Annotated in this window: 17 protein-coding genes and 1 tRNA gene; 5 read left to right on the top strand and 13 right to left on the bottom strand. The window is 64.2% G+C overall.

Annotated elements, in window-relative coordinates:
- Window positions 1–8: 8 nt before the first annotated feature.
- Window positions 9–575, bottom strand: a complete 567-nt coding sequence (locus JNG39_RS15340) for a TetR/AcrR family transcriptional regulator (RefSeq protein ID WP_368312701.1) — start codon at window positions 573–575, stop codon at window positions 9–11.
- A gap of 76 nt (window positions 576–651) precedes the next feature.
- On the opposite strand from JNG39_RS15340, the gene JNG39_RS15335 reads away from it, so the two are divergent.
- Window positions 652–1,401 carry an SDR family NAD(P)-dependent oxidoreductase gene (locus tag JNG39_RS15335; RefSeq protein WP_368312698.1) on the top strand — a complete coding sequence of 250 codons (750 nt, stop codon included), beginning with the start codon at window positions 652–654 and terminating at the stop codon, window positions 1,399–1,401.
- Window positions 1,402–1,476: 75 nt separating this feature from the next.
- Here JNG39_RS15335 and pnp read toward each other — a convergent pair whose 3' ends face one another.
- The 8 genes from pnp to JNG39_RS15295 form a co-directional block, all read right to left on the bottom strand.
- Window positions 1,477–3,582, bottom strand: a complete 2,106-nt coding sequence (gene pnp / locus JNG39_RS15330) for a polyribonucleotide nucleotidyltransferase (protein ID WP_368312696.1) — start codon at window positions 3,580–3,582, stop codon at window positions 1,477–1,479.
- A gap of 30 nt (window positions 3,583–3,612) precedes the next feature.
- Complete coding sequence (rpsO, locus tag JNG39_RS15325; RefSeq protein WP_291775872.1) at window positions 3,613–3,882, bottom strand: 30S ribosomal protein S15; 270 nt, start codon at window positions 3,880–3,882, stop codon at window positions 3,613–3,615.
- Between the two features lie 144 nt (window positions 3,883–4,026).
- Window positions 4,027–4,944: a tRNA pseudouridine(55) synthase TruB gene (truB, locus tag JNG39_RS15320; RefSeq protein WP_368312693.1), complete on the bottom strand. Its 918-nt coding sequence runs from the start codon at window positions 4,942–4,944 to the stop codon at window positions 4,027–4,029.
- Between the two features lie 112 nt (window positions 4,945–5,056).
- Complete coding sequence (gene rbfA / locus JNG39_RS15315; protein ID WP_368312691.1) at window positions 5,057–5,431, bottom strand: 30S ribosome-binding factor RbfA; 375 nt, start codon at window positions 5,429–5,431, stop codon at window positions 5,057–5,059.
- Between the two features lie 61 nt (window positions 5,432–5,492).
- Window positions 5,493–8,396, bottom strand: coding sequence for a translation initiation factor IF-2 (gene infB, locus JNG39_RS15310; protein WP_368312688.1), 2,904 nt, complete (start codon window positions 8,394–8,396; stop codon window positions 5,493–5,495).
- A 136-nt stretch (window positions 8,397–8,532) separates the two neighbouring features.
- Window positions 8,533–10,041, bottom strand: a complete 1,509-nt coding sequence (gene nusA / locus JNG39_RS15305; protein WP_368312685.1) for a transcription termination factor NusA — start codon at window positions 10,039–10,041, stop codon at window positions 8,533–8,535.
- 49 nt (window positions 10,042–10,090) lie between these two features.
- On the bottom strand, window positions 10,091–10,639 hold the full coding sequence (gene rimP, locus JNG39_RS15300; protein ID WP_368312683.1) for a ribosome maturation factor RimP: 549 nt from the start codon (window positions 10,637–10,639) through the stop codon (window positions 10,091–10,093).
- 377 nt (window positions 10,640–11,016) lie between these two features.
- On the bottom strand, window positions 11,017–11,433 hold the full coding sequence (locus JNG39_RS15295) for a GFA family protein (protein ID WP_368312681.1): 417 nt from the start codon (window positions 11,431–11,433) through the stop codon (window positions 11,017–11,019).
- Window positions 11,434–11,572: 139 nt separating this feature from the next.
- Between JNG39_RS15295 and JNG39_RS15290 the strand changes: the two genes are divergently transcribed.
- The gene (locus JNG39_RS15290; RefSeq protein WP_368312679.1) at window positions 11,573–12,073 is read left to right on the top strand and encodes a hypothetical protein; all 501 of its coding nucleotides are present in this window, start codon (window positions 11,573–11,575) and stop codon (window positions 12,071–12,073) included.
- A gap of 60 nt (window positions 12,074–12,133) precedes the next feature.
- Here the strand turns inward: JNG39_RS15290 and JNG39_RS15285 are convergent, their stop codons facing one another.
- Together JNG39_RS15285 and JNG39_RS15280 are read right to left on the bottom strand one after the other, a co-directional pair.
- Complete coding sequence (locus JNG39_RS15285; protein WP_368312676.1) at window positions 12,134–14,395, bottom strand: protease pro-enzyme activation domain-containing protein; 2,262 nt, start codon at window positions 14,393–14,395, stop codon at window positions 12,134–12,136.
- Window positions 14,396–14,940: 545 nt separating this feature from the next.
- Window positions 14,941–15,399 (bottom strand): YccF domain-containing protein, encoded by a 459-nt coding sequence (locus JNG39_RS15280; protein ID WP_368312674.1) that lies wholly within the window; start codon window positions 15,397–15,399, stop codon window positions 14,941–14,943.
- 208 nt (window positions 15,400–15,607) lie between these two features.
- Here JNG39_RS15280 and JNG39_RS15275 point away from each other — a divergent pair, with 208 nt between their 5' ends.
- The 3 genes from JNG39_RS15275 (at window position 15,608) to JNG39_RS15265 (ending at window position 18,178) form a co-directional block, all read left to right on the top strand.
- Window positions 15,608–15,937, top strand: coding sequence for a hypothetical protein (locus tag JNG39_RS15275; protein ID WP_368312671.1), 330 nt, complete (start codon window positions 15,608–15,610; stop codon window positions 15,935–15,937).
- Between the two features lie 664 nt (window positions 15,938–16,601).
- Window positions 16,602–17,192, top strand: a complete 591-nt coding sequence (locus JNG39_RS15270; RefSeq protein ID WP_368312669.1) for a hypothetical protein — start codon at window positions 16,602–16,604, stop codon at window positions 17,190–17,192.
- A 74-nt stretch (window positions 17,193–17,266) separates the two neighbouring features.
- On the top strand, window positions 17,267–18,178 hold the full coding sequence (locus JNG39_RS15265) for a hypothetical protein (protein WP_368312666.1): 912 nt from the start codon (window positions 17,267–17,269) through the stop codon (window positions 18,176–18,178).
- Window positions 18,179–18,551: 373 nt separating this feature from the next.
- Here JNG39_RS15265 and JNG39_RS15260 read toward each other — a convergent pair.
- Window positions 18,552–18,628 (bottom strand) — tRNA-Met (locus JNG39_RS15260).
- Window positions 18,629–18,709: 81 nt separating this feature from the next.
- Window positions 18,710–20,173: an NADH-quinone oxidoreductase subunit NuoN gene (gene nuoN, locus JNG39_RS15255; RefSeq protein ID WP_368312663.1), complete on the bottom strand. Its 1,464-nt coding sequence runs from the start codon at window positions 20,171–20,173 to the stop codon at window positions 18,710–18,712.
- Window positions 20,174–20,183 lie beyond the last annotated feature (10 nt).

Below are 20,183 nucleotides of genomic sequence, written 5' to 3'. Positions count from 1 at the left end.
CGGACGCGTCAGCGTGCGGCGATGCCGTCGAGGAAAAGGTCGACCCGATGGGACGTCCGCGACGGATCGGTGCCGTCCTGCTCGATGGCCAAGGAAATCGCCGTAACCATGCAGACGAGATCGTCGACCGAGACATCGCGCCGGACCGCGCCCGTATCCTGCGCACGCAGGAGCAGCCGCCGTGCCTCCTCGCGGCTCGCATGGCACCCCGGCGTTCCGCTCTTCATCACCGCGCCCAGCGACGCCGCCAATCCGCGACAGTGAATGACGTGATCCACCAGTTCGCCGGCGAAGGCCCGGATCGATGCCGTCGGCGAAAGCCTGTCGTCGCGCGCGAGGCTGGTACGGGAGAGAGCGAGGAGCCGCTCGTCGCTGATGGCGGCCAGGAGGGATTCGCGTGTCGGAAAACGACGATAGAGGGTACCGATGCCGACCTTGGCGCGCTTGGCGATTTCGTCGAACGACGCGTCCGCGCCCTTTTCCGCCAGCACCACCTCCGCGGCCTGGAGAATGCGCTCACGGTTACGCGCCGCGTCGGCGCGCAGCGGTGCCTCGCCATGCGGAGCGTTGGCCATGCCTACCTCGCTTGAAAAGTGGATGATGCCTCCATATAGTAAATGGAGCAATCCTCCACTTTTTAAAGGGCACAGCATGAGCAAGCGGTTTGAAGGCAAGATCGTGGCGATCACCGGGGGCAGCGAGGGCATCGGCCTGGCAACGGCCCAGCGCTTCGCCGAGGAAGGCGCCACCGTGTACATCACCGGGCGCCGTCAGGACGCGCTGGACGCGGCGATCCGGTCCATCGGACACGGCGCGGTCGCCATCCAGGGCGACGCGTCCAACCTCGATGACCTCGACCGGCTCTATGCGCGTATCGAGGCTGACAACGGCCGTCTCGACGTGGTGTTCGCCAACGCCGGCCTGGCCGATCCGACGCCGAAGCCGCTCGGCGAGGTCACCCCGGAAAACTTTGATCGCGCCTTTGGCCTTAACGTGCGCGGTCTGTTCTTCACCGCGCAGAAGGCCTTGCCCCTGCTCTCGTCGGGCGGCTCGATCATCCTCAACGGCTCGGTCGCCGGCAGTAAGGGCTTCCCCGGCCAGTCGCTCTACAACGCAACGAAGGCCGCGGTGCGCTCGTTCGCGCGCAGTTGGACGGCCGATCTGGCCCCGCGCGGGATCCGGGTCAACGTGGTCGCGCCTGGCGGCACCGACACCCAGCTGATGCGGACGTATCTCGATACGCGCCCCGGCTTCACGGAAGTGCTCGATCAGATGATTCCGCTCGGTCGCCTGGGCAAGCCGGACGAGATCGCCAACGTGGTCCTGTTCCTGGCGTCGGCCGAGAGCAGCTACGTGGCAGGCGTCGAACTGTTCGTGGACGGCGGCTCCATCGCCGTCTGATCCACCTGCGACCGCCCATAAAAAAACCCGGCATCGCGAGATGCCGGGTTTTTCGTGTCACCGCGACGCTGGGACTCAGCTCGCGGCGCCCTCTTCCTCGGTCACGGCCTTCATCGACAGGCGGATGCGGCCCTGCTTGTCGACTTCGAGCACCTTGACCTTGACGATGTCGCCTTCCTTCAGCTTGTCGGAGACCTTTTCGACGCGCTCGCTGGAGATCTGCGAGACGTGCACGAGGCCGTCCTTGCCCGGCATGATGGTCACGAACGCGCCGAAGTCCATCAGCTTGGCGACCTTGCCCTCGTAGATGCGGCCCGGCTCGACGTCGGACACGATCTGCTCGATGCGCTTGCGGGCGGCTTCGGCCGCTTCGCGGTTGACCGAGGCGATCACGACGTTGCCGTCGTCCGTGATGTCGATGGTGGTACCGGTCTCTTCGGTGATCGAGCGGATGGTGGCGCCGCCCTTGCCGATGACTTCGCGGATCTTGTCCGGGTGGATCTTGATCGTGAGCAGACGCGGGGCGAACTCGCTCATTTCCGAACGGGCCGTGCTCATCACCTTGGCCATCTCGCCGAGGATGTGCGTACGACCGCGCTTGGCCTGGGCCAGCGCCGTGCGCATGATTTCCTCGGTGATGCCCTCGATCTTGATGTCCATCTGCAGCGCGGACACGCCATCGGCGGTACCGGCCACCTTGAAGTCCATGTCGCCGAGGTGGTCTTCGTCACCCAGGATGTCGGAGAGCACGACGAAGTCGTCGCCTTCCTTCACCAGGCCCATGGCGATACCGGCCACCGGCGCCTTGAGCGGCACGCCGGCATCCATCATCGCGAGCGACGAGCCGCAGACCGAGGCCATCGACGAGGAACCGTTCGACTCGGTGATTTCCGAGACGACGCGAACCACGTACGGGAACTCTTCGATGGTCGGCTTGACGGCCTGCACGCCGCGCTTGGCGAGACGGCCGTGGCCGATCTCGCGACGCTTCGGGGCGCCAAAGCGACCGGTCTCGCCCACCGAGAACGGAGGGAAGTTGTAGTGGAACAGGAAGGTGTCCTTCGACTCGCCTTCCGGCGCATCGATGATCTGCGCGTCGCGGGTGGTACCCAGCGTGGCCACGACCAGCGCCTGCGTTTCGCCGCGGGTGAACAGCGCCGAACCGTGGGTGCGCGGCAGCACGCCGACGCGAACCGAGATCGGGCGGACATCGTCGAGCTGACGACCGTCGATGCGCACCTTGGTGGCGAGCACGCCGTCACGCAGGGTGCGGTACTCCACTTCGCCGAAGGCGGCGGCGATGTCGCCGTCGGTCCAGCCGTTGGCTTCGGCATCGGCGGCGACGGCGGTCTTGACGTCGGTCTTCAGCGCGCTGATGACGTCACGACGGGCCAGCTTGTCGCGGATCTGGAAGGCTTCGGTGAAGCGGCTGCCGACGGCGGCCTTGACCGCGTCGTACAGGGCCGTCTTCGGTGCCGGGGCTTCCCACTTGAACGTCTTGGCGCCGGCTTCGGCGACGAAGGCGTTGATCGTGGAGATCGCGGCCTGCATGGCCTGGTGGCCATGGACCACGGCGCCGAGCATGACGTCTTCGCTGAGCAGCTTGGCTTCGGATTCGACCATGAGCACGGCGTTGGCCGTGCCGGCGACGACGAGGTCGAGGTCGGAGGTCTTCAGCTCGGTGGCCGTCGGGTTCAGGATGTACTGACCGTTGGCGTAGCCGACACGCGCGGCACCGATCGGGCCCTTGAAGGGCACGCCGGCGAGCGTCATCGCGGCCGACGCGCCGATCAGCGCCGGGATGTCACCGTCGACTTCCGGGTTCAGCGAGACGACCTGGGCGATGACCTGGATCTCGTTGCGGAACTCTTCCGGGAACAGCGGACGAAGCGGACGATCGATGAGGCGCGACGTCAGCGTCTCCTTCTCGGTCGGACGGCCTTCGCGCTTGAAGAAGCCACCCGGGATGCGACCGGCGGAGTAGAACTTCTCCGTGTAGTCGACCGTGAGGGGGAAGAAGTCCTGGCCTTCGCGCGCCTTCGGCGCCGCGACGACCGTCACCAGGACGACCGTGCCGCCCATGCTGACCATGACCGCACCGGAAGCCTGCCGGGCGATTTCGCCCGTCTCCAGTGTGACTTCGTGACTACCGTACTGGAATGACTTGGTTACTTTCGCCACTTCAATCTCTCCTCGTCCTGTTCCGGTGGTTTAGCGGCGCAGGCCGAGGCGTTCGATCAGGCTCTGGTAGCGAGCGAGATCGCTCTTCTTGAGGTAGGCCAGCAGCGTCTTGCGCTTGTTGACCATCTTGAGCAGGCCACGGCGCGAGTGGTGATCCTGCTTGTGCGCCTGGAAGTGATCCTGGAGCGCGGTGATGTTGGCGGACAGCAGGGCGACCTGGACTTCGGTCGAGCCGGTGTCGTTTTCCTTGCGACCGTAGTCCTTGATGATCTGGCTGGTCTGTTCGACGGTGAGCGACATGTGTATCGATTCCTTAAAAGCGGGTGCGAGACTTGCGCAACCTCACCGGAGCACCGCTGAAGTTGCGCAAGCCTCGCTTTATGATGAAAGCCGTTAAACGAGCACGTAATTGTAACGTCCCGGCAGTAGCGGCAACAAGCCCGGTCAGGCCCTGGGCAGGTTGAACCCCCGGAGAACCCTGAGCACGCCGTCCGGCGCTACCTCACCCAGCGCCATCAGCCGGCCATCGGCGCCCCATACCCCGCAGCGCCCCGTGGCGGCGCCCTCCCCCAGCGGCACCGGCTGGCCGAAGCCGAGTACCCGGGTTTGCGGCGTATCGAGTTCTACCCGGGAAATATGCGCGAGGCCGGCGTCGACGGGCAGCAGACAGGCGTCGAGCGGGCCCGGCCCGGTGTCGGCGGCCTCGCGAAGCTGCTCGAGCGTGACCATCGACGGGGCCATGAACGGCTCCACCCACAGGCGGCGCAGCCCGGTCAGGTGGGCGCCGCAGCCCAGGTTGGCGCCGAGATCGACGGCCAGGCTGCGCACGTAGGTGCCCGAACCGCACTCGACGAAGAGGCGTAACGTATCCCCTGTCCGCTCGATCACGTCCAGCCGGTAGACGTCGACCTCACGCGACGGCACATCCACCGCCTCACCGCGGCGGGCACGCACGTAGAGCGGCACGCCGTCCTGCTTGATGGCCGAATACGCCGGGGGCACCTGGACGATGTGGCCACGCAACGGCGCGAGGGCGGCGTCGATCGTCGCGTCGTCGAGGGGCGGCACGGGACGGGTGTCGACCACGTCGCCTTCCAGGTCGGCCGTGGTGGTCGTGACTCCAAGCCGCACCTCGGCCTCGTAGGCCTTGCGTGATCCGAGCAGCCAGCCGGCGAGCTTGGTCGCCTCGCCGAAACACAGCGGCAGCAGGCCGGTGGCGAGCGGGTCGAGGCTGCCGGTGTGACCGCCCTTGGCGGCACCCACGAGGCGGCGGGCCGTCTGCAGGGCCTGGTTGGAACTCAGCCCCAGCGGCTTGTCGAGCAGGAGGATGCCGTGGATGTCACGAAAGGATCGGCGGGTCATTGGAAACGTCGGGCGTATTGAACATTCGTAGGAGCCGCTTCAGCGGCGATCCCGCGGCAGCGGGCCCGCCTTGCGGCGGGATCGCCGCTGAAGCGGCTCCTACCGAGCAGGCTCAGTCTTCTTTGGATTCGTCGGCCGGCGGCACCGGGTTTTCGCGCAGCAGCGTCTCGATGCGCTCGCCGCGGTCGACCGATTCGTCGTACTTGAAACGCAGCTCGGGCACGCGGCGAAGGCGCATGGAGCGCGAGAGCTCGCGGCGGAATTCCTTGGCCAGTTCCTTGAGCGCCTTGACGGCCTCGGCCGACTTCTCGGGCATCAGCGCGGTCACCCACACGGTGGCCACGTCCAGGTCCTTGGTCGTCTCCACGTCGGACACGCTGACCGACGGCAACGCATGGTCGCGCACGGCGGCATGCACCAGCAGGCCGATCTCGCGGCGAAGCTCGGCGGACACGCGGTCGGTACGCTTGAAATCACGGGACGGCATATCCGCCTCCTATAAACGAGAAAAGCCTCCCCGGCGAACCGGGGAGGCACCTTGCAAGGGCTTACAGCGTGCGGGCGACTTCGATGCGCTCGAAGCACTCGATCTGATCGCCGACCTTCACGTCGTTGTACTGCTTCACCGCGATACCGCACTCGGTGCCGTTGCGGACTTCGTCCACCAGCTCCTTGAAGCGGCGCAGCGATTCCAGCTCGCCCTGGAACACCACCACGTTGTCGCGCAGCACGCGGATCGGCTTGGAACGCTTGACGATGCCCTCGATGACCATGCAACCGGCCACCGCGCCGAACTTCGACGAGCGGAACACGTCGCGCACCTGGGCGATGCCGATGATCTCCTCGCGCACTTCCATGCCGAGCAGGCCGGACGCCGCCTGCTTCACCTGGTCGATCACGTCGTAGATGATCGAGAAGTAGCGGACGTCGAGGCCCGCCGTATCGATCACCTTGCGCGCCGACGCATCGGCACGGACGTTGAAGCCGATGATCAGTGCCTTGGAGGCCGCCGCCAGCTGGGCTTCGGACTCGGTGATGCCACCGACGCCGGAGGAAATGACGTTCACCTTGACCAGGTCGTTGCCGATCTGGGTAAGGGAATCGCGCAGCGCCTCGACCGAACCCTGCACGTCGGCCTTGACCAGGATATTGAGGGTCTGCTGGCCTTCGCCCTGGCCCATCTGGGCCATGATGTCTTCCAGACGGTTCGACTTGGTGACCAGACGGTTCTCGCGACGCTTCTGCTGACGCTCGGCGGCCACCTGGCGGGCGAGGCGTTCGTCCTCGACGGCCACGAAGTCGTCACCCGACTCCGGCACGCCGGACAGACCGAGCACCTGCACCGGGATGGACGGACCCGCTTCGGCGACCTGCTTGCCGGTTTCGTCGATGAGCGCGCGCATGCGGCCGTATTCGACGCCACAGACGACGAAGTCGCCCTTCTTCAGGGTGCCCTGCTGCACGAGCACCGTCGCCACCGGACCGCGACCGCGATCGAGGCTGGATTCGATGACCACGCCCGAGGCACGGCCGTCGGCCACGGCCTTGAGCTCCATCACCTCGGCCTCGATCGAGATCGCGTCGAGCAGTTCGTCGATGCCCATGCCGGTTTTCGCCGAGACGGGCACGAACTGGGTATCGCCGCCCCAGTCTTCCGGGATGACTTCGAGGTTCGCGAGTCCCTGCTTGACGTGGTCGACGTTGGTGTCCGACTTGTCCATCTTGGTCAGCGCGACGATCAGCGGCACCTTGGCGGCACGCGCATGCTTTACCGCCTCGGCGGTCTGCGGCATGACGCCGTCGTCGGCGGCGACGACCAGCACCACGATATCCGTGGACTGCGCGCCGCGCGCACGCATGGCGGTGAACGCCGCGTGGCCCGGGGTGTCGAGGAAGGTCACCACGCCGCGGCTGGTCTCGACGTGGTAAGCGCCGATGTGCTGCGTGATGCCACCGGCCTCGCCCGAAGCGACCTTGGTGCGACGGATGTAATCGAGCAGCGACGTCTTGCCGTGATCGACGTGGCCCATGATGGTGACCACCGGCGGACGGGTGACCTTCTCACCGTCGAGCTCGACGCTCTGGGTGTGCGAGGCCAGCGCCGCTTCCGCGTCGTTGTCGGTGGCGCGAACCGGGTTGTGGCCCAGCTCTTCGACCACCAGCGCGGCGGTGTCGTGATCGATGGTCTGGTTGATGGTCGCCATGACGCCCATCTTGAACAGCGCCTTCACCACCTCGGCGCCCTTCACGGCCATCTTCTGAGCGAGCTCGGCCACGAGGTTGTTGTCACCGATGACCACGTCGCGCACCACGGCGGCGGTGGGACGGGTAAAGCCGTGCGGACCGCTGGACGCGACCTGGCCGCGGCTCGGCTCGATGCGACCGCCACGGCCGGGCTTGCCACGACCGCCCTTGCCGCTGGAACGGCGCGCGCGGTCGGCATCGGAAAGATGCATCTCGCCACCGGCGAAGCGCTTACCGCCCGACTCCCGCTCACCACCGCGGCCACCGTTGCCACCACCGGCGCCGTGCTTCGGCCGCGCATTGCCGCGCGCGTCGTTGGCGGCGGCGACGGCACCCGGTGCCGGACGCGCCGCCGGCGAACCGGAAGCGGCCGGACGGGCGGCAGGTGCCGCCGGACGGGCGGCCGCCGGTGCGGGAGCAGGAGCCGGTGCCGGCGGAGGTGCCGGCTTGGAGACCACGCGCTCGCGCTTACGCGGCTCGTGGATGCGCGGCAGGATCATGCCGAGCGAGCGGTTGTCGAGCTTGCCGACCTGGTGGGTCGGCGCATCGTCGGCGCTGGCCGCGGCGGCCGTTTCGCCGGCAGCGGGTGCCGACTCGGGCTGCACGGCCTCGGCGGCGGCGCGCGCCTCTTCGGCACGAGCGCGCTCGGCGGCCGCCTGCTGCTCGGCCTCGGCCTGGCGGCGGGCTTCCGCGGCGGCTTCCTCCTGGCGGCGCGTTTCCGCCTCGGCAGCCAGGCGGGCTTCTTCGGCCTGCTGGCGGCGCTCGGCCTCCTCGCGACGCTGCGATTCGTCGTGCTCGCGCTGGGCCTGCGATTCGGCGAGCTTGCGCGCGGCGTCCTCGCGTTCGGCGTCGACCGGTGCGTCTTCGCCGATGGCGCTGCGCTTGACGTAGGTGCGCTTGGCACGGACCTCGACGTTGACCGTCTTGGCCGGGCCGGCACCACGGCCGGTGCCGGAGTTCACCTTGAGCTCACCGACCGTGCGGCGCTTGAGGGTGATCTGGCGCGGGGCGGAATCGTCGGTTTCGGCGGCGGCTTCGCTCTTGCCATGCGTGCGGCGCAGGAAACCGAGCAGTTTCACCTTTTCGGTGCTGCTGATGACCTGATCCGCGTTGTTGAAATTCATCCCGGCCTTGTCGAGCTGCCCAAGGAGCTTCTCGACCGGCATTTCCAGGACCTGGGCCAGTTGTTTAATCGTGACGTCCGACATCGTTCTCTAATCTCCGCCGTTCCCGCGCGTACCCACCTTACGTGCCGTTCGATGACCCGTTCGGCTCCTCCATCCGTGGCGGAAGGCCCACCGGCCTTCCTCGAGGCGCCCTTCCAGGGCGCTTCCGGTCTCGCGCTTAGCCACCCTTCTCCAGACGGGCGATCATTGGAGCGCGCGCAGCCATGATCAGCTGCGAGGCGCGCGCTTCGGTCATGCCTTCGATATCGATGAGCTCGTCGACCGCGAGGTCGCCGAGGTCGTCGAGCGACTTCACGTTGCGCTCGGCGAGGGCGAAGGCGGTGGCCTCGTCCATACCGTCGAGCTCGAGCAATTCCTGCGAGGGGCCTTCGACGTTTTCTTCGACGGCCAACGCTTCCGTGAGCAGGGCGTCGCGCGCACGGGCGCGAAGCTCTTCCACGATGTCTTCGTCGAAGCCCTCGACGGCGAGCAGTTCGCCGCTGGGCACGTAGGCGATTTCCTCGATGGAGGAGAAGCCTTCCGAGACCAGGATGCCGGCGATTTCCTCGTCGACTTCGAGTTTTTCCTGGAACAGGTTGAGCGCGGCGGCCTGCTCGGCTTCGGTCTTGGCGGTGACTTGATCCTGCGTCATCACGTTGAGCTGCCAGCCGGTGAGCTTGCTCGCCAGGCGCACGTTCTGGCCGCCGCGGCCGATGGCCTGGGACAGCTTGTCCTCCGCCACCGCGATGTCCATGGCGTGCTTTTCTTCGTCCATGATGATCGACTGCACTTCGGCCGGCGCCATCGCGTTGATGACGTACTGGGCCTGGTTCTCGTGCCACAGGATGATGTCTACGCGCTCGCCGTTGAGCTCGTTGGACACCGCCTGCACGCGCGAACCGCGCATGCCGATGCACGCGCCGATGGGATCGGTGCGGCTATCGTGGGCCACCACGGCGATCTTGGCGCGATCGCCCGGATCGCGGGCGCAGCCCTTGATCTCGACGAGACCCTGGCCCACCTCGGGCACTTCGAGCTTGAACAGCTCGATCATGAACTCCGGCGCGCTGCGCGAAACGAACAGCTGCGGCCCGCGGATTTCCGACTTCACCTCGTAGAGGTAGCCGCGCACGCGATCGCCCACGCGGGCCGATTCGCGCGGAATCGTCTTGTCGCGCGGGATGAACGCCTCGGCATTGCTGCCCAGGTCGAGGTAGACGTTGCCGCGCTCCACGCGCTTGACGATGCCGGTGACCAGTTCGCCGACGCGGTCGGCGAAGGCGTCGACCACCTGCTGGCGCTCGGCTTCGCGAACGCGCTGCACGATCACCTGCTTCGCGGCCTGGGCGGCGATGCGACCGAACTCGGCGTTTTCGATCTGGTGTTCGATCCAGCCGCCGACCTCGGCGACTTCGCCCTCGCCCGCCTCGTCTTCGGCGTCCATCAGGCGAATCTGCCAGGACGGATCTTCCATCTCGCCGTCGTTCTCGATGATCTCCCAACGACGGAACGTCTCGTAGTCGCCGGTGTCGCGGTTGATCTCGACGCGGATGTCGGGATCCTCATCGGGGTAGCGCTTCTTGGCGGCCGAGGCCAGCGCCGCTTCCATGGCTTCGAAAATGACTTCGCGCGGCACGCCCTTTTCATTGGCGACCGCGTCGACTACCAGCAAAAGTTCTTTGCTCATTGCCGCTACTCCCGTGAGGATGCCCCGCGGCATCCCATCGTTTCGTTATTTATTTGGATTTCTTCTTTGCGCCCGGCTTGGGCTTGGGCTGCGGCGCATAGCCGAGGGCCACCCAATCGGGCACCACGCGGGCGCTTTCGACGTCCGCGTGTTCGAATTCGAACCGACCTGCCTCGCCTTCCAGCACCACGCGCTCGCCAACCACCTCGACCACGTTGCCCTTGAGGCGACGACGGCCCTCGATGGGAGCCTTCAGCAGCACCTTCACCTCCTGGCCAGCCACGCGCGCGAACTGCGCCGCCGTGAACAGGGGGCGGTCGATACCGGGCGAGGAGACTTCCAGTACATAGTTGCCGGGGATCGGATCTTCAACGTCGAGCCATGCCGAGAACTCGCGGCTGGCGGCTTCGCAATCCTCGATGGTCACCTCGGGCGGCAACTCGGCCGCCTCGCGGCGTTCGCGCTCGGCATCAGTGACGTCGAGATAGACGCGCAACGTGCTTTGCCCGTCCGACGGGGAGAATTCGATGCCCATGACCTCGAGGCCGAGATCGGCCACGATGTCCGAGAAGCGCTGTGAGAGTGCGTTGTTGTCCACGTTACCTGCGATGTTTTCCGGTCGCCAGAAACAAAAAAAGGGCGCGAACGGCCCATTCCTTTCGTCGCCGATGTATCCCGACACTTTCCTCCAGCGCCCTCCGCGATGCCCTGACGGCGCTCACAGTGTGTCGCAGGGAGCCTCCATGCGCCCAACAAAAAAGCCTCACGAGGAGGCTTTCTTGTAAAAAGAAAGTTCCTGAAGCGCGGCGGTCACGAATGTCGAAACAATCGTTAACGGCGCTTAAGATTCACGAATTCTATCGTATTTTCCAGGCTTCGCGCAAGGTGCCCGTCCGCCTCGAAACCCGCCGTCACGGCGCGTGAAGGCGTACCCCGCGGAATCTCACGATGGTCCGAGATGGAAACGGGCGCCTGTCATCCTGGCCGCATCACCACTGTACCGATCCAGCCCCGGGCGCGTCGCGCCAGCCTCGCACCCTCCTCTTCCCCGTCGAAGTCCACCGGGGCGGGAGCGGGTAACGTTCCGGGGAAGCCTTCGAAGGCATTCACGTTGACGACGGCATACAGGCGACCATCGATATCGCTGGTGCAGACCGGGACGGCGCCGCACCGGGGGCACACATGGAATCGCGCGGTTTCGGTGCCGAAGCGGTAGTGCGACACATCCGCGCCGTCGACGACCTCGAGCGAGGCGGCGGGATGCGCCGTCCACGCGGCCCCGTGCTTGCGGCAGAAGGTGCAGCCGCAGGCCCGCGGAACGATCGGCGCGTCGTCGGGCCAGTCGAGATCGAAAGCGATGCGGCCGCAATGGCATGCGCCATGGATTCGCATGATGGGCATCTCCGAACAGGGCAGACGCGATGGTAGCGCGTCGCAGGGATGTCGAGACCCCCTACGACGCATGTCATGTGGATCGCGGTACGTCCGATGTTTAGCATCGCAAGACAGGACGAAAGCCAGGGAGAGGCGCATGAAACGTATCGACTTCCGTGTCGAGGTGCCCGAGTGGCATTTCTACGAAAACCGCAGGCGGTGGATCTACGACCTCACCGACCCGGGCATCACCGGAGACGCATGGGAGGAAGGCCGCGTCGTCACCTTCATCGACGCGGAGGGCTACTTCGAGCGGCCGGACCAATTCGATCCGCTTCCCGTCGGCAGCTGGCGACGACTTCCCTTCCAGTTTTTCGAACGGGCGTCGGATATCCCGATCGGCCACGTCGATATCGAACGCCTCGTCGTGGCGTTCGGCACCGACGTCGAGCGATTCGAAGACGGACGGCGCAAGGGCCTGCCGGAACGCGCCGCACACGCCATCGCCCGCGGATGGCGGCGCCTGTTCCATCCCGCCGCCCCCAAGCGCGACTTGCTGTTTCTTCGCCTCGTGATGCTTACCCCGTTCGAAAGGCGCCCGGTAAAGAAGCACGACTTCCGCATCGACGTCTATGAGCCGGGAGAACCGGTGCCCTGATCATGGCCCAACAAAAAGCGCCCCTCCTCACGGAGGGGCGCCTCAGGGGTCGGCTTGCGATTACGGAGTCCAGGTCGCCTTCAATGACACGCCCGAGAACGATTGGTAGGCGTTGACCATCACGTAATACGTACCCGCCTGCGGCGAAGCGAACGTGCAGGATTCCGAATTACCCGTGAGGTACGGGCGGCAGCCGTAGCTCGAAGTCGTCGGCGCCGAGCCGAACTTGACGTAGAGATCGGCATCGCCCGTCCCGCCGGAAATGGCGATCTTCAGGTTGGTCGCCCCTGCCGGCACGGTCACGTAATAGCCCGTGACCTTGTTGCCGGTCGTCGCCGACAACCCGGTCTTCGCCACGCCGTTCTGCAGCGAGTTCGGGCTGGTGCTGCCCGAGCCGCCGCCACCCGTGTTGCCACCGCTGACCCAGTTGGCCTGCGCGTAGGTGTTGAGCTTGCCGATGTCGAAACTGCCGAAGCCGGTGGCCTGGTCGAAGCCGGTGCCGGCGACCTCGCCGTGGCCCTGGTAGCCGTTATTGCCTGAGGTCACGTCATGCAACACCGAGGTCTGGGTCGGGAAGGCCTGGTAGAACTTCGAGGCCGGGAAGCCGATGCCGTTGTTGGCGGCCGACTCGATCCGGGCGAACGCACCGACGAACAGCGGCGAGGCCAGCGACGTGCCGCCGACCTGCTGACCGGACTGCCCGTTGATCACGATGAGGGCACCGGACGACGACGCCGCGTCGAACGCCACGTCAGGGCCCACGCGATTGCCCGAACTGGATACCGACGACTGCCAGGACGGCGCCGTCTCGTACAGGCTGGTACCGCCACCGGTCGCCCACAGGCGCTGGTTGCTGTCGTTGCCCGGATCGATGGTAGCGAGACCTTCGTTCCACACGGTCTCACCTCCCCAGCTGGTGCCGCTGGTGGAAAGCGTGGTGCCACCGACCTGGATCACGTACGGCGAACTCGCCGGTTCGCTCACCGAATAGTGGGTCAGGTCGATCTTCACGGTGCCAGCCGAGTTGGCGACATAACCAGGGGCGCCCTCGATCGGATCGGACGACCATTGATATACGCCCGCATCGCCTGCGGCGACCGAGAAGATCTGGCCCTGGGCGACGGCCTGCTGGAAGATGTTATCGTCCGCCTGCTGCGTACCGGACTGCTGCGCGGCGGTTTCGTCTTCACCGAGCGACACGTTGATCAGCTTGGCGAAGTTGTCGGTCACCGCCTTGTTGTACGTGGCCGTGATGCCCGCATCGGTGATACCCGACGAGTTCGTGTCGCCGTTGGGCGACGTGTAGAAAATCAGCTGTTTTACGCCGCCGGCGATGCCGACGATGTCCTGGCTGTCCAGCGACCATTCGCCGTTCGAGTTCGGATCGTTGGCGAACGTACCGCTGCCCACCTTGGTGATCGTCGCGTTGACGGTCGCCAGGCCGGCGTTGCTGGTGAAGGTGTTCAGATCCTTCACCGTCTGGGTGAGCGAACCCCAGGTGATGACCGCGACCGTCGTGTTGGTGGCGGCCGGCACGCTGGAGCCTCCGTAGATCGAGGCGAAGTCCTGCGGCTGGTGCGCAGTGACCGAGCCGCTCGCCTGCGTGCGCGTAGCGGGGCCGGGAGCGGTGACGTTATCCGGCTGGTAGACGTGGTGCAGCGTGTGCTTGACCGACACGTTCTGCAGGCCGAGCACCGAACCGACCGAGTCGCCCAGCGACGCCGGTACGAGGGCCGGCGTGTCGTTGGCGAAGCGTTCGCGTCCGTTGGCGTTGATGCGCTTGATCGAGGTGTGGAAGCCGGTGGCCGCGGCGGCGGCGGTGCCGCTCGCCGAGATGAGCATGTTGTTCGGCGCGACCTCGATGTTGTCGAAGCCCGACTGGCGCAGGTGCGCCACCACGGCGTCGACCTGGGCCTGCGTGGGCGCGAAGCGCGCCTTGAATTCGGCCGGCGTAAGGAACTTGCCGTAGAGCGCGTTGCCCGGCGTCGTCACCGCGGCGAGGAACGCCTTCAGCGCATCCGGGTCACGCACCTTCATGGCCACGGTGACCTGCAGCGGATGGTCGCCCGGCATCGCGGAAACCGCAGCCGCATCGACATGCGGCGAACCGGTCATGTTGAGGATGTAGCCCGACATCGGTACCGACGCGCTGGACGTTGTCGCGAGCGTGCGGGTGGTTGCGACCGGCGACATCGCCGCCTGCGTACTGGTGGACACCCACGCCTGGTCGGCATGAGCGGAAAGCGAGGACATCGCCAGTGCGACGGCGATGGTCAATGCGGACTTGCGGGTAATCCCAAAAGCGTGTGCATCGATCTTCATGTGTGGTCCTTCGTTAGCCCGTAGTTTGCTTCCCCCGAAGCGGAAGCGCTGTCACTTCCGGCGATCGGGCAGGACCCCTCGCGTTGCGCAAGTCGCAGAAACCCACGAATCCCCCGCCGTTACGCCCTTGCTCCCCTGTTCCGCATCCAGCGATGCGCAGGAAGCCTTTCGCGCGGCTTTCAAGAAGGGGAGGACGCAGCCGCATCGGCGGACTTGCGTGACGGAATGCGCAAATACGGATGACCATCGCGTATATCGACGGACACCAGCGGCGACACGAAGGCATGCGTCGGCACTGACGCAACCGCATCATCTTGCGTTTTTGCCGGAATAGGTTTCGATCCGCTGCCGATCAGGCTGCGGATCGAATGTCCTGGCGAACGAAAGCGATCACCGCGTCGGCGAATGCGACCGGGCGCTGGAGGCGAACGAAATGCCCAGCCTCATTGAAAATGGCGCATCGGGCGTCGGTAACCAAGTCCGCGAGCGTGTCCGCCCATCGTGGCCCGCAAATGAAATCCCGCGCGCCGGCGCAGCCCGAGGCTTTACGCGCCACGCATCCGGAACACCGAGGCTTCGGCATTCATCCGGCGCGACGCCGCGGCGACGTCGGTGCTCACCACGGTCTTGCCGATGGGCGCGAGCGCGATGCCGGCCAGCTTCAGGTGCTGCCAGCCGAAAGGAATTCCGATGATCGTCACGCAGCAGGCCACGGCCGAGCAGACGTGTCCGATGGCGAGCCAGATGCCCGCGAAGACGAACCAGATGACGTTGCCGATGGTACCCAGCGGGCTCGTGCCGATATCGCCCTGCCCCGACAACTCGCGCCGGTCGATGGCCTCCTTGCCGAACGGGAAGAACGCGAACGAACCGATCACGAAGCAGGAGCGCGCCCAGGGAATACCGACGATGGTGATCAGCGCGACCAGGCCGGCCAACCACCAGCCAAGGCCCATCAACAGGCCGCCGAAAATGAACCAGATGAGGTTGCCGATCGTCTTCATGTGCCGCTCCTTGTGGACTGACGTCCACGTTAGGCCGGTCGCGGCGCGGGTCCCAGTGCCGTTAGTTGGCCGGATGGCCATGCTTGCTTCGGCAAGATCCGTTGTTGTATCCAGTTCGTTCGAAAAAACAGGAGTACCCCCGGTGCCAAGGATCCCTCGTCCCGCCCTCCTGATCCCCTTCTTCCTCGCCGTGCAAGGATGTAACGCCATGAACGGTTCCGCCGAGACGTTTCGCCCTCAGCAATCCGCCGATGATGCTCGGCAACAGCTCACCCGCTGGGTTCCCGTCTCCATGCCGCTCGGTGAGGCCGTAAAGGTCTTGCAAGCGCACGGCTTTGCCTGCCAGCACACGCAACCAACGAATGGCCTTCGCTCTGCCATGATCTGCACGTTCGCTCCCTCGCCCACGTCGCCGATCGCACGGCGCGACACCGCACCGCCGACGCCCGTCCATTGGTTCGTCACGCTCCAATCCAAAGACGGCACGACGGTCAGTGACATGCTCGTCGGACGTACGCCGCGCGATATCGGGGGCTGAGCATGGCCGACACCCCCAGGCGAAGATCATCATCGGCGCCAGCCCAGTAGCCGCCGACAGGCGCCACACCTATCTGCTTTTCGAGCACGCCGACGGCCGTCAGGAAGTGGTTCGAGCCGCCCCGGACGCCCAAACCGAGGGCGATGACTTGGCGAACCTTGCGGAAAGCGCCGTGTTCGGTTCGCCTTTGTTCGAGACGGAAGAAATCGGAGCGACCCTAAGATCGCTATAAAAAAATGCCTTCCTGGCCGCTTCCAAAATCTGGAACTCATTGGGTCACAAGCAACGACGAAACAAATTGCGGTTTTCGACCGCTCCTGCCGTTTTGCCAGTCCGCGTACGGTGAAAATGCGAACGGGTCTTTAAAAGCGAGTTCGCAATATATTGCGCATTCCGCACGAATGACGACACGACGCCCCGCCGCTTTCGTGGTCGGTGGCCCACAAGTATCACTGCGAAGGCGATACATCGAAAATTGCCGAAATTACGCACGTGTCGGCTGTTCGACATGTCGCTGTATGAGCGCAAACTGCAGCCGCGAAGTCGTTACCGGATGACTGAAGCTAGATTGAGTTCGCACTTCAGAGGACACCCCGATCGTCTGACCCTAAGTGCAAAAGGATCGACGACGCCTTCGCATCCACCTTCTACAAGGAAGAGTCAAATGAATTTGAAGTATTTCGTTGCAAGCGCAAGCTTCAGTGTTTTGGTCTTCTCATCAGGGCTCGCTCTCTCTCAGGAAGATATTGCCCCAAACCAAGATAGCCATGCGCGGCGAATCAGTTATCAACGGGAGATCGATGAAGCGAGAGCGCCCATTAAGTCGGAATCTGATCTTCGAAAGTATCTTCTCACCGAGTCATTATCTTCGCCATTGAATCGGCTAAGTCCTGACGCAAAGGCGCGCTTCATTTCGAGCCTGATTTTCAGCGAGAAAGGTCTAGGCAGCTACAACTATCAGTCGCTAGAAGACGAGCTTACAGCTTCTCAGATATATGACGTATTGAGCCTTTTTGGTGCTCAGGCCACTACACATCTCATTAGTGGCGCGAAAGTCGAGAGCAAAGCCGATCTGCTCATTATGCAACCGCAGGTCATCTCTCTGCCTTGTGAAGAAGGCGGCGACCTGCCTTGTCATGGCGGTGGCGGCGACACAGGCAGCGGCGGCGGCGAAGTCGATCACTTTGAATACAGTTGCGGATCGCCTCACACTTGCATCAGCACGCCAGGTGCGATCTGCATGCATACTTGTTGAGTGTCAAAGTCCCGGGCGCGCTTCCGTCTGCGCGCCCGGGACCAGTAGATCAATCTAACAAGGAGTAGGGAAGATTGCGCTGGCTCAACTATCCCACGCTGTTGATCGCGCTTTTTTGGATGAACGCGAACGCTGGTTCGCACGTCGATAGATCGGCCGTCGACCGCCTTCATGAACTTGAGAAAATTGAAACCGACAGCATACGAAGCCAGATAGCTGAAGACAGACGAGATGACCTTATCGTTTCATCATATGAACGTCTCTTTCGGTTCGACGATTCAAAAATCCTCCGAATGTCGGTGGAAGATCTACAGGCTTCATTTAAGGCCGCTTATCTCGCGACATTTTTTGGTATCCATCTCAAGCATATTGCCGAGATGGAGGGTTACCTAAATGCCCTCGAGTCTCAACATGCTGCCACCTCCGCCCAGTACACGCGCATGCACGATATGTATATGGCCGCACGCCTGTTCGATAAAGCGAACAAACTCCGCGAGCAGCACCCCGATCTGCATCTGGAGGTAGCACCGCTGATCGTAGCAGGACCTCGAGACGGCGAAGCTCGACCAAACAAACTGGGTATAAGTACCGACGGAAATACTCTGCTATATACCCCTATCGATACGAAGGGTAAGGCTATCGTTGTGATTGCTCACCCGCTATGTCACTTCTCTATGAAAGCAATTCGCGATATCTCTGCGCGAAGCGATTTATCCCATGTCTTCAAGGAGGCTATTTGGCTTGCCCCCCCTGGTTCGAGCTTGGACATGAAACAAGTACAAGGCTGGAACAAGTCATATCCCGCGGCAACGATGGGCTTCATGTACCGTCGAGAAGACTGGCCCATGCTTGACGCTTGGGCGACCCCCACCTTTTACTTCCTGAACAACGGGAAGGTTGTGGCACGAGTGCAAGGTTGGCCTCCGCAAGGTGGATATGAAAGCCTTGATCGAGCCATCAACGCATGGAGAAACTCCAAGGACTGATGCCATCGGTGCCAGGTAAAACACCCTGGCTTCGCTGCGCAAGCATTCCGGAAATGACACACACACCCATGTCTTTCCGGCCGCGCCCATGAGCGTGGGGGAAAGCAAGAGCTTGGTGCCCCGTCATCCGCCATAGCGATGCTCCTGCCCAACACGCTGTCCGGCGAAATCCGCCAGGTGCCATTACCGGAACAGCTATCAGGGAGACGAATGCGGAGCGAGGACGGGTGACGAACACAGCCGTGCCGGCTCCTGCTCCGCCACACCCGAGTCATCACAATGGCAAGCTGAGGCAGTGAACGCCGTCATCAAAACGGATTCGAACAGCACAAAAGAAAACGGCGCGATCCGAAGATCGCGCCGTTCAAAAAACTGGTAGCGGGGGCAGGATTCGAACCTGCGACCTTCGGGTTATGAGCCCGACGAGCTGCCAGACTGCTCCACCCCGCATCAGAGTCAAAAAGTATAGCGACGTGGCCGGATTCTTGCAAGCCCTTTCTTACACCTTCGTGAAAGAAAGGGCCGAAGGGATCAGCCAGCGAATGCCCTCTGGCACCACGCCAGCAGCGGCGACCAGGTGAAGCCGAGCACGAGCAACGCCAGTGCATTGATCGAAAGCATCCAGCGCGAGGCGACATCGGACGTGGCGCGCACCTCCGTGCCTTCGGTCGGCGCGTCGAAGTACATCACCTTCACCACGCGCAGGTAGTAGTACAGACCGATGATCGCGGCGACGGCACCGACGAGGGCAAGCCACAGCATCCCCGCGTCGATGGCGGCCTTCAGCACCAGCAGCTTGCCGTAGAAACCGAACAGCGGCGGCACGCCGGCCAGCGAGAACATCACCAGCAGCATCATGAAGGCGAACCACGGCGAACGCTGGTTGAGGCCCTTGAGATCGTCGATCTCCTCGCATTCGAAACCGGCGCGAGACATCACGATGATCATGCCGAACGCCGCGGCGCTGGTGATCGCATAACTCACCGCGTAGAACATCGAGGCCGAGTAGCCTTCGGGACCGGCGTTGACCAGGCCCACCAGCAGGTAACCCATGTGCGAGATGGTCGAGTAGGCCAGCAGGCGCTTGAGGTTGGTCTGCACGATGGCGACGAAGTTACCGATGGCCAGCGAGAGCACAGCCAGCACCGCCAGCATCAGCTGCCACTGCGGAGCCAGGCCCGTGGTGCCGCCGGCGATATCGCCCATACCGGTCGACAGCAGCCGATAGGCCATGCCGAACGCCGCGAGCTTCTGCGCCGAACCGATGAAGATCGTGACGGCCGTCGGGGCGCCCTGGTAGACGTCGGGAATCCACATGTGGAACGGCGCGGCGCCGAGCTTGAAGCCGATGCCGACGATCATGAAGACCAGGCCGAACAGCAACAGCGTCTTCCACTCGGTGCCGACGATGGCGGCATGGATGGTGTGCAGGTCGAGGCTGTGCGTGGCGCCGTAGACCATCGACATGCCGTACAGCAGCATGCCCGACGACAGCGCACCCAGCACGAAGTACTTGATGGCCGCTTCCGACGAAAGCTGCGAATCGCGGTTCAGGGCGACCAGCGCGTACGACGAGAGCGTGAGCAGCTCGAGGCCGAGGTACACGGTGACCAGGCTACCGGCGGCCACGAGGAACATGATGCCCACGACGGCGAAGATGGAGAGCGTGTAGAACTCGCCGAACGGAATCGCCCTCTCCTTCAGGTAAGGACGCGCGTAGACGAAGATCACCGCCATCAGTACCAGCGAGAACAGCTTCAACACCGTCGACACGCCGTCGCGGATGAACATGCCGCTGAAGGCGGCGGTGCTGCTGCCGGCCTGCTGGCCGCTCACGACCAGGTAGGCGCCGACCAGTACCACCAGGATCGACAGCCAGTGCACGGCGCCCTTCTGCGACGGCTTCAGGTAAGCGTCGAGCAGGAGCAGCACGCAGGCCGCGATGGTGAGGTACACCTCGGGGAGCAGGATGAGAATGTCGTTGATACCAGGCATGTTATTTCCC

It is taken from the genome of Luteibacter sp. CQ10 (assembly GCF_040900725.1).
In the GTDB taxonomy this organism is placed as follows: domain Bacteria; phylum Pseudomonadota; class Gammaproteobacteria; order Xanthomonadales; family Rhodanobacteraceae; genus Luteibacter.
The sequence above is the reverse complement of the archived record's forward strand: the minus strand, read 5'-3'. Positions and strand labels throughout refer to the sequence as shown.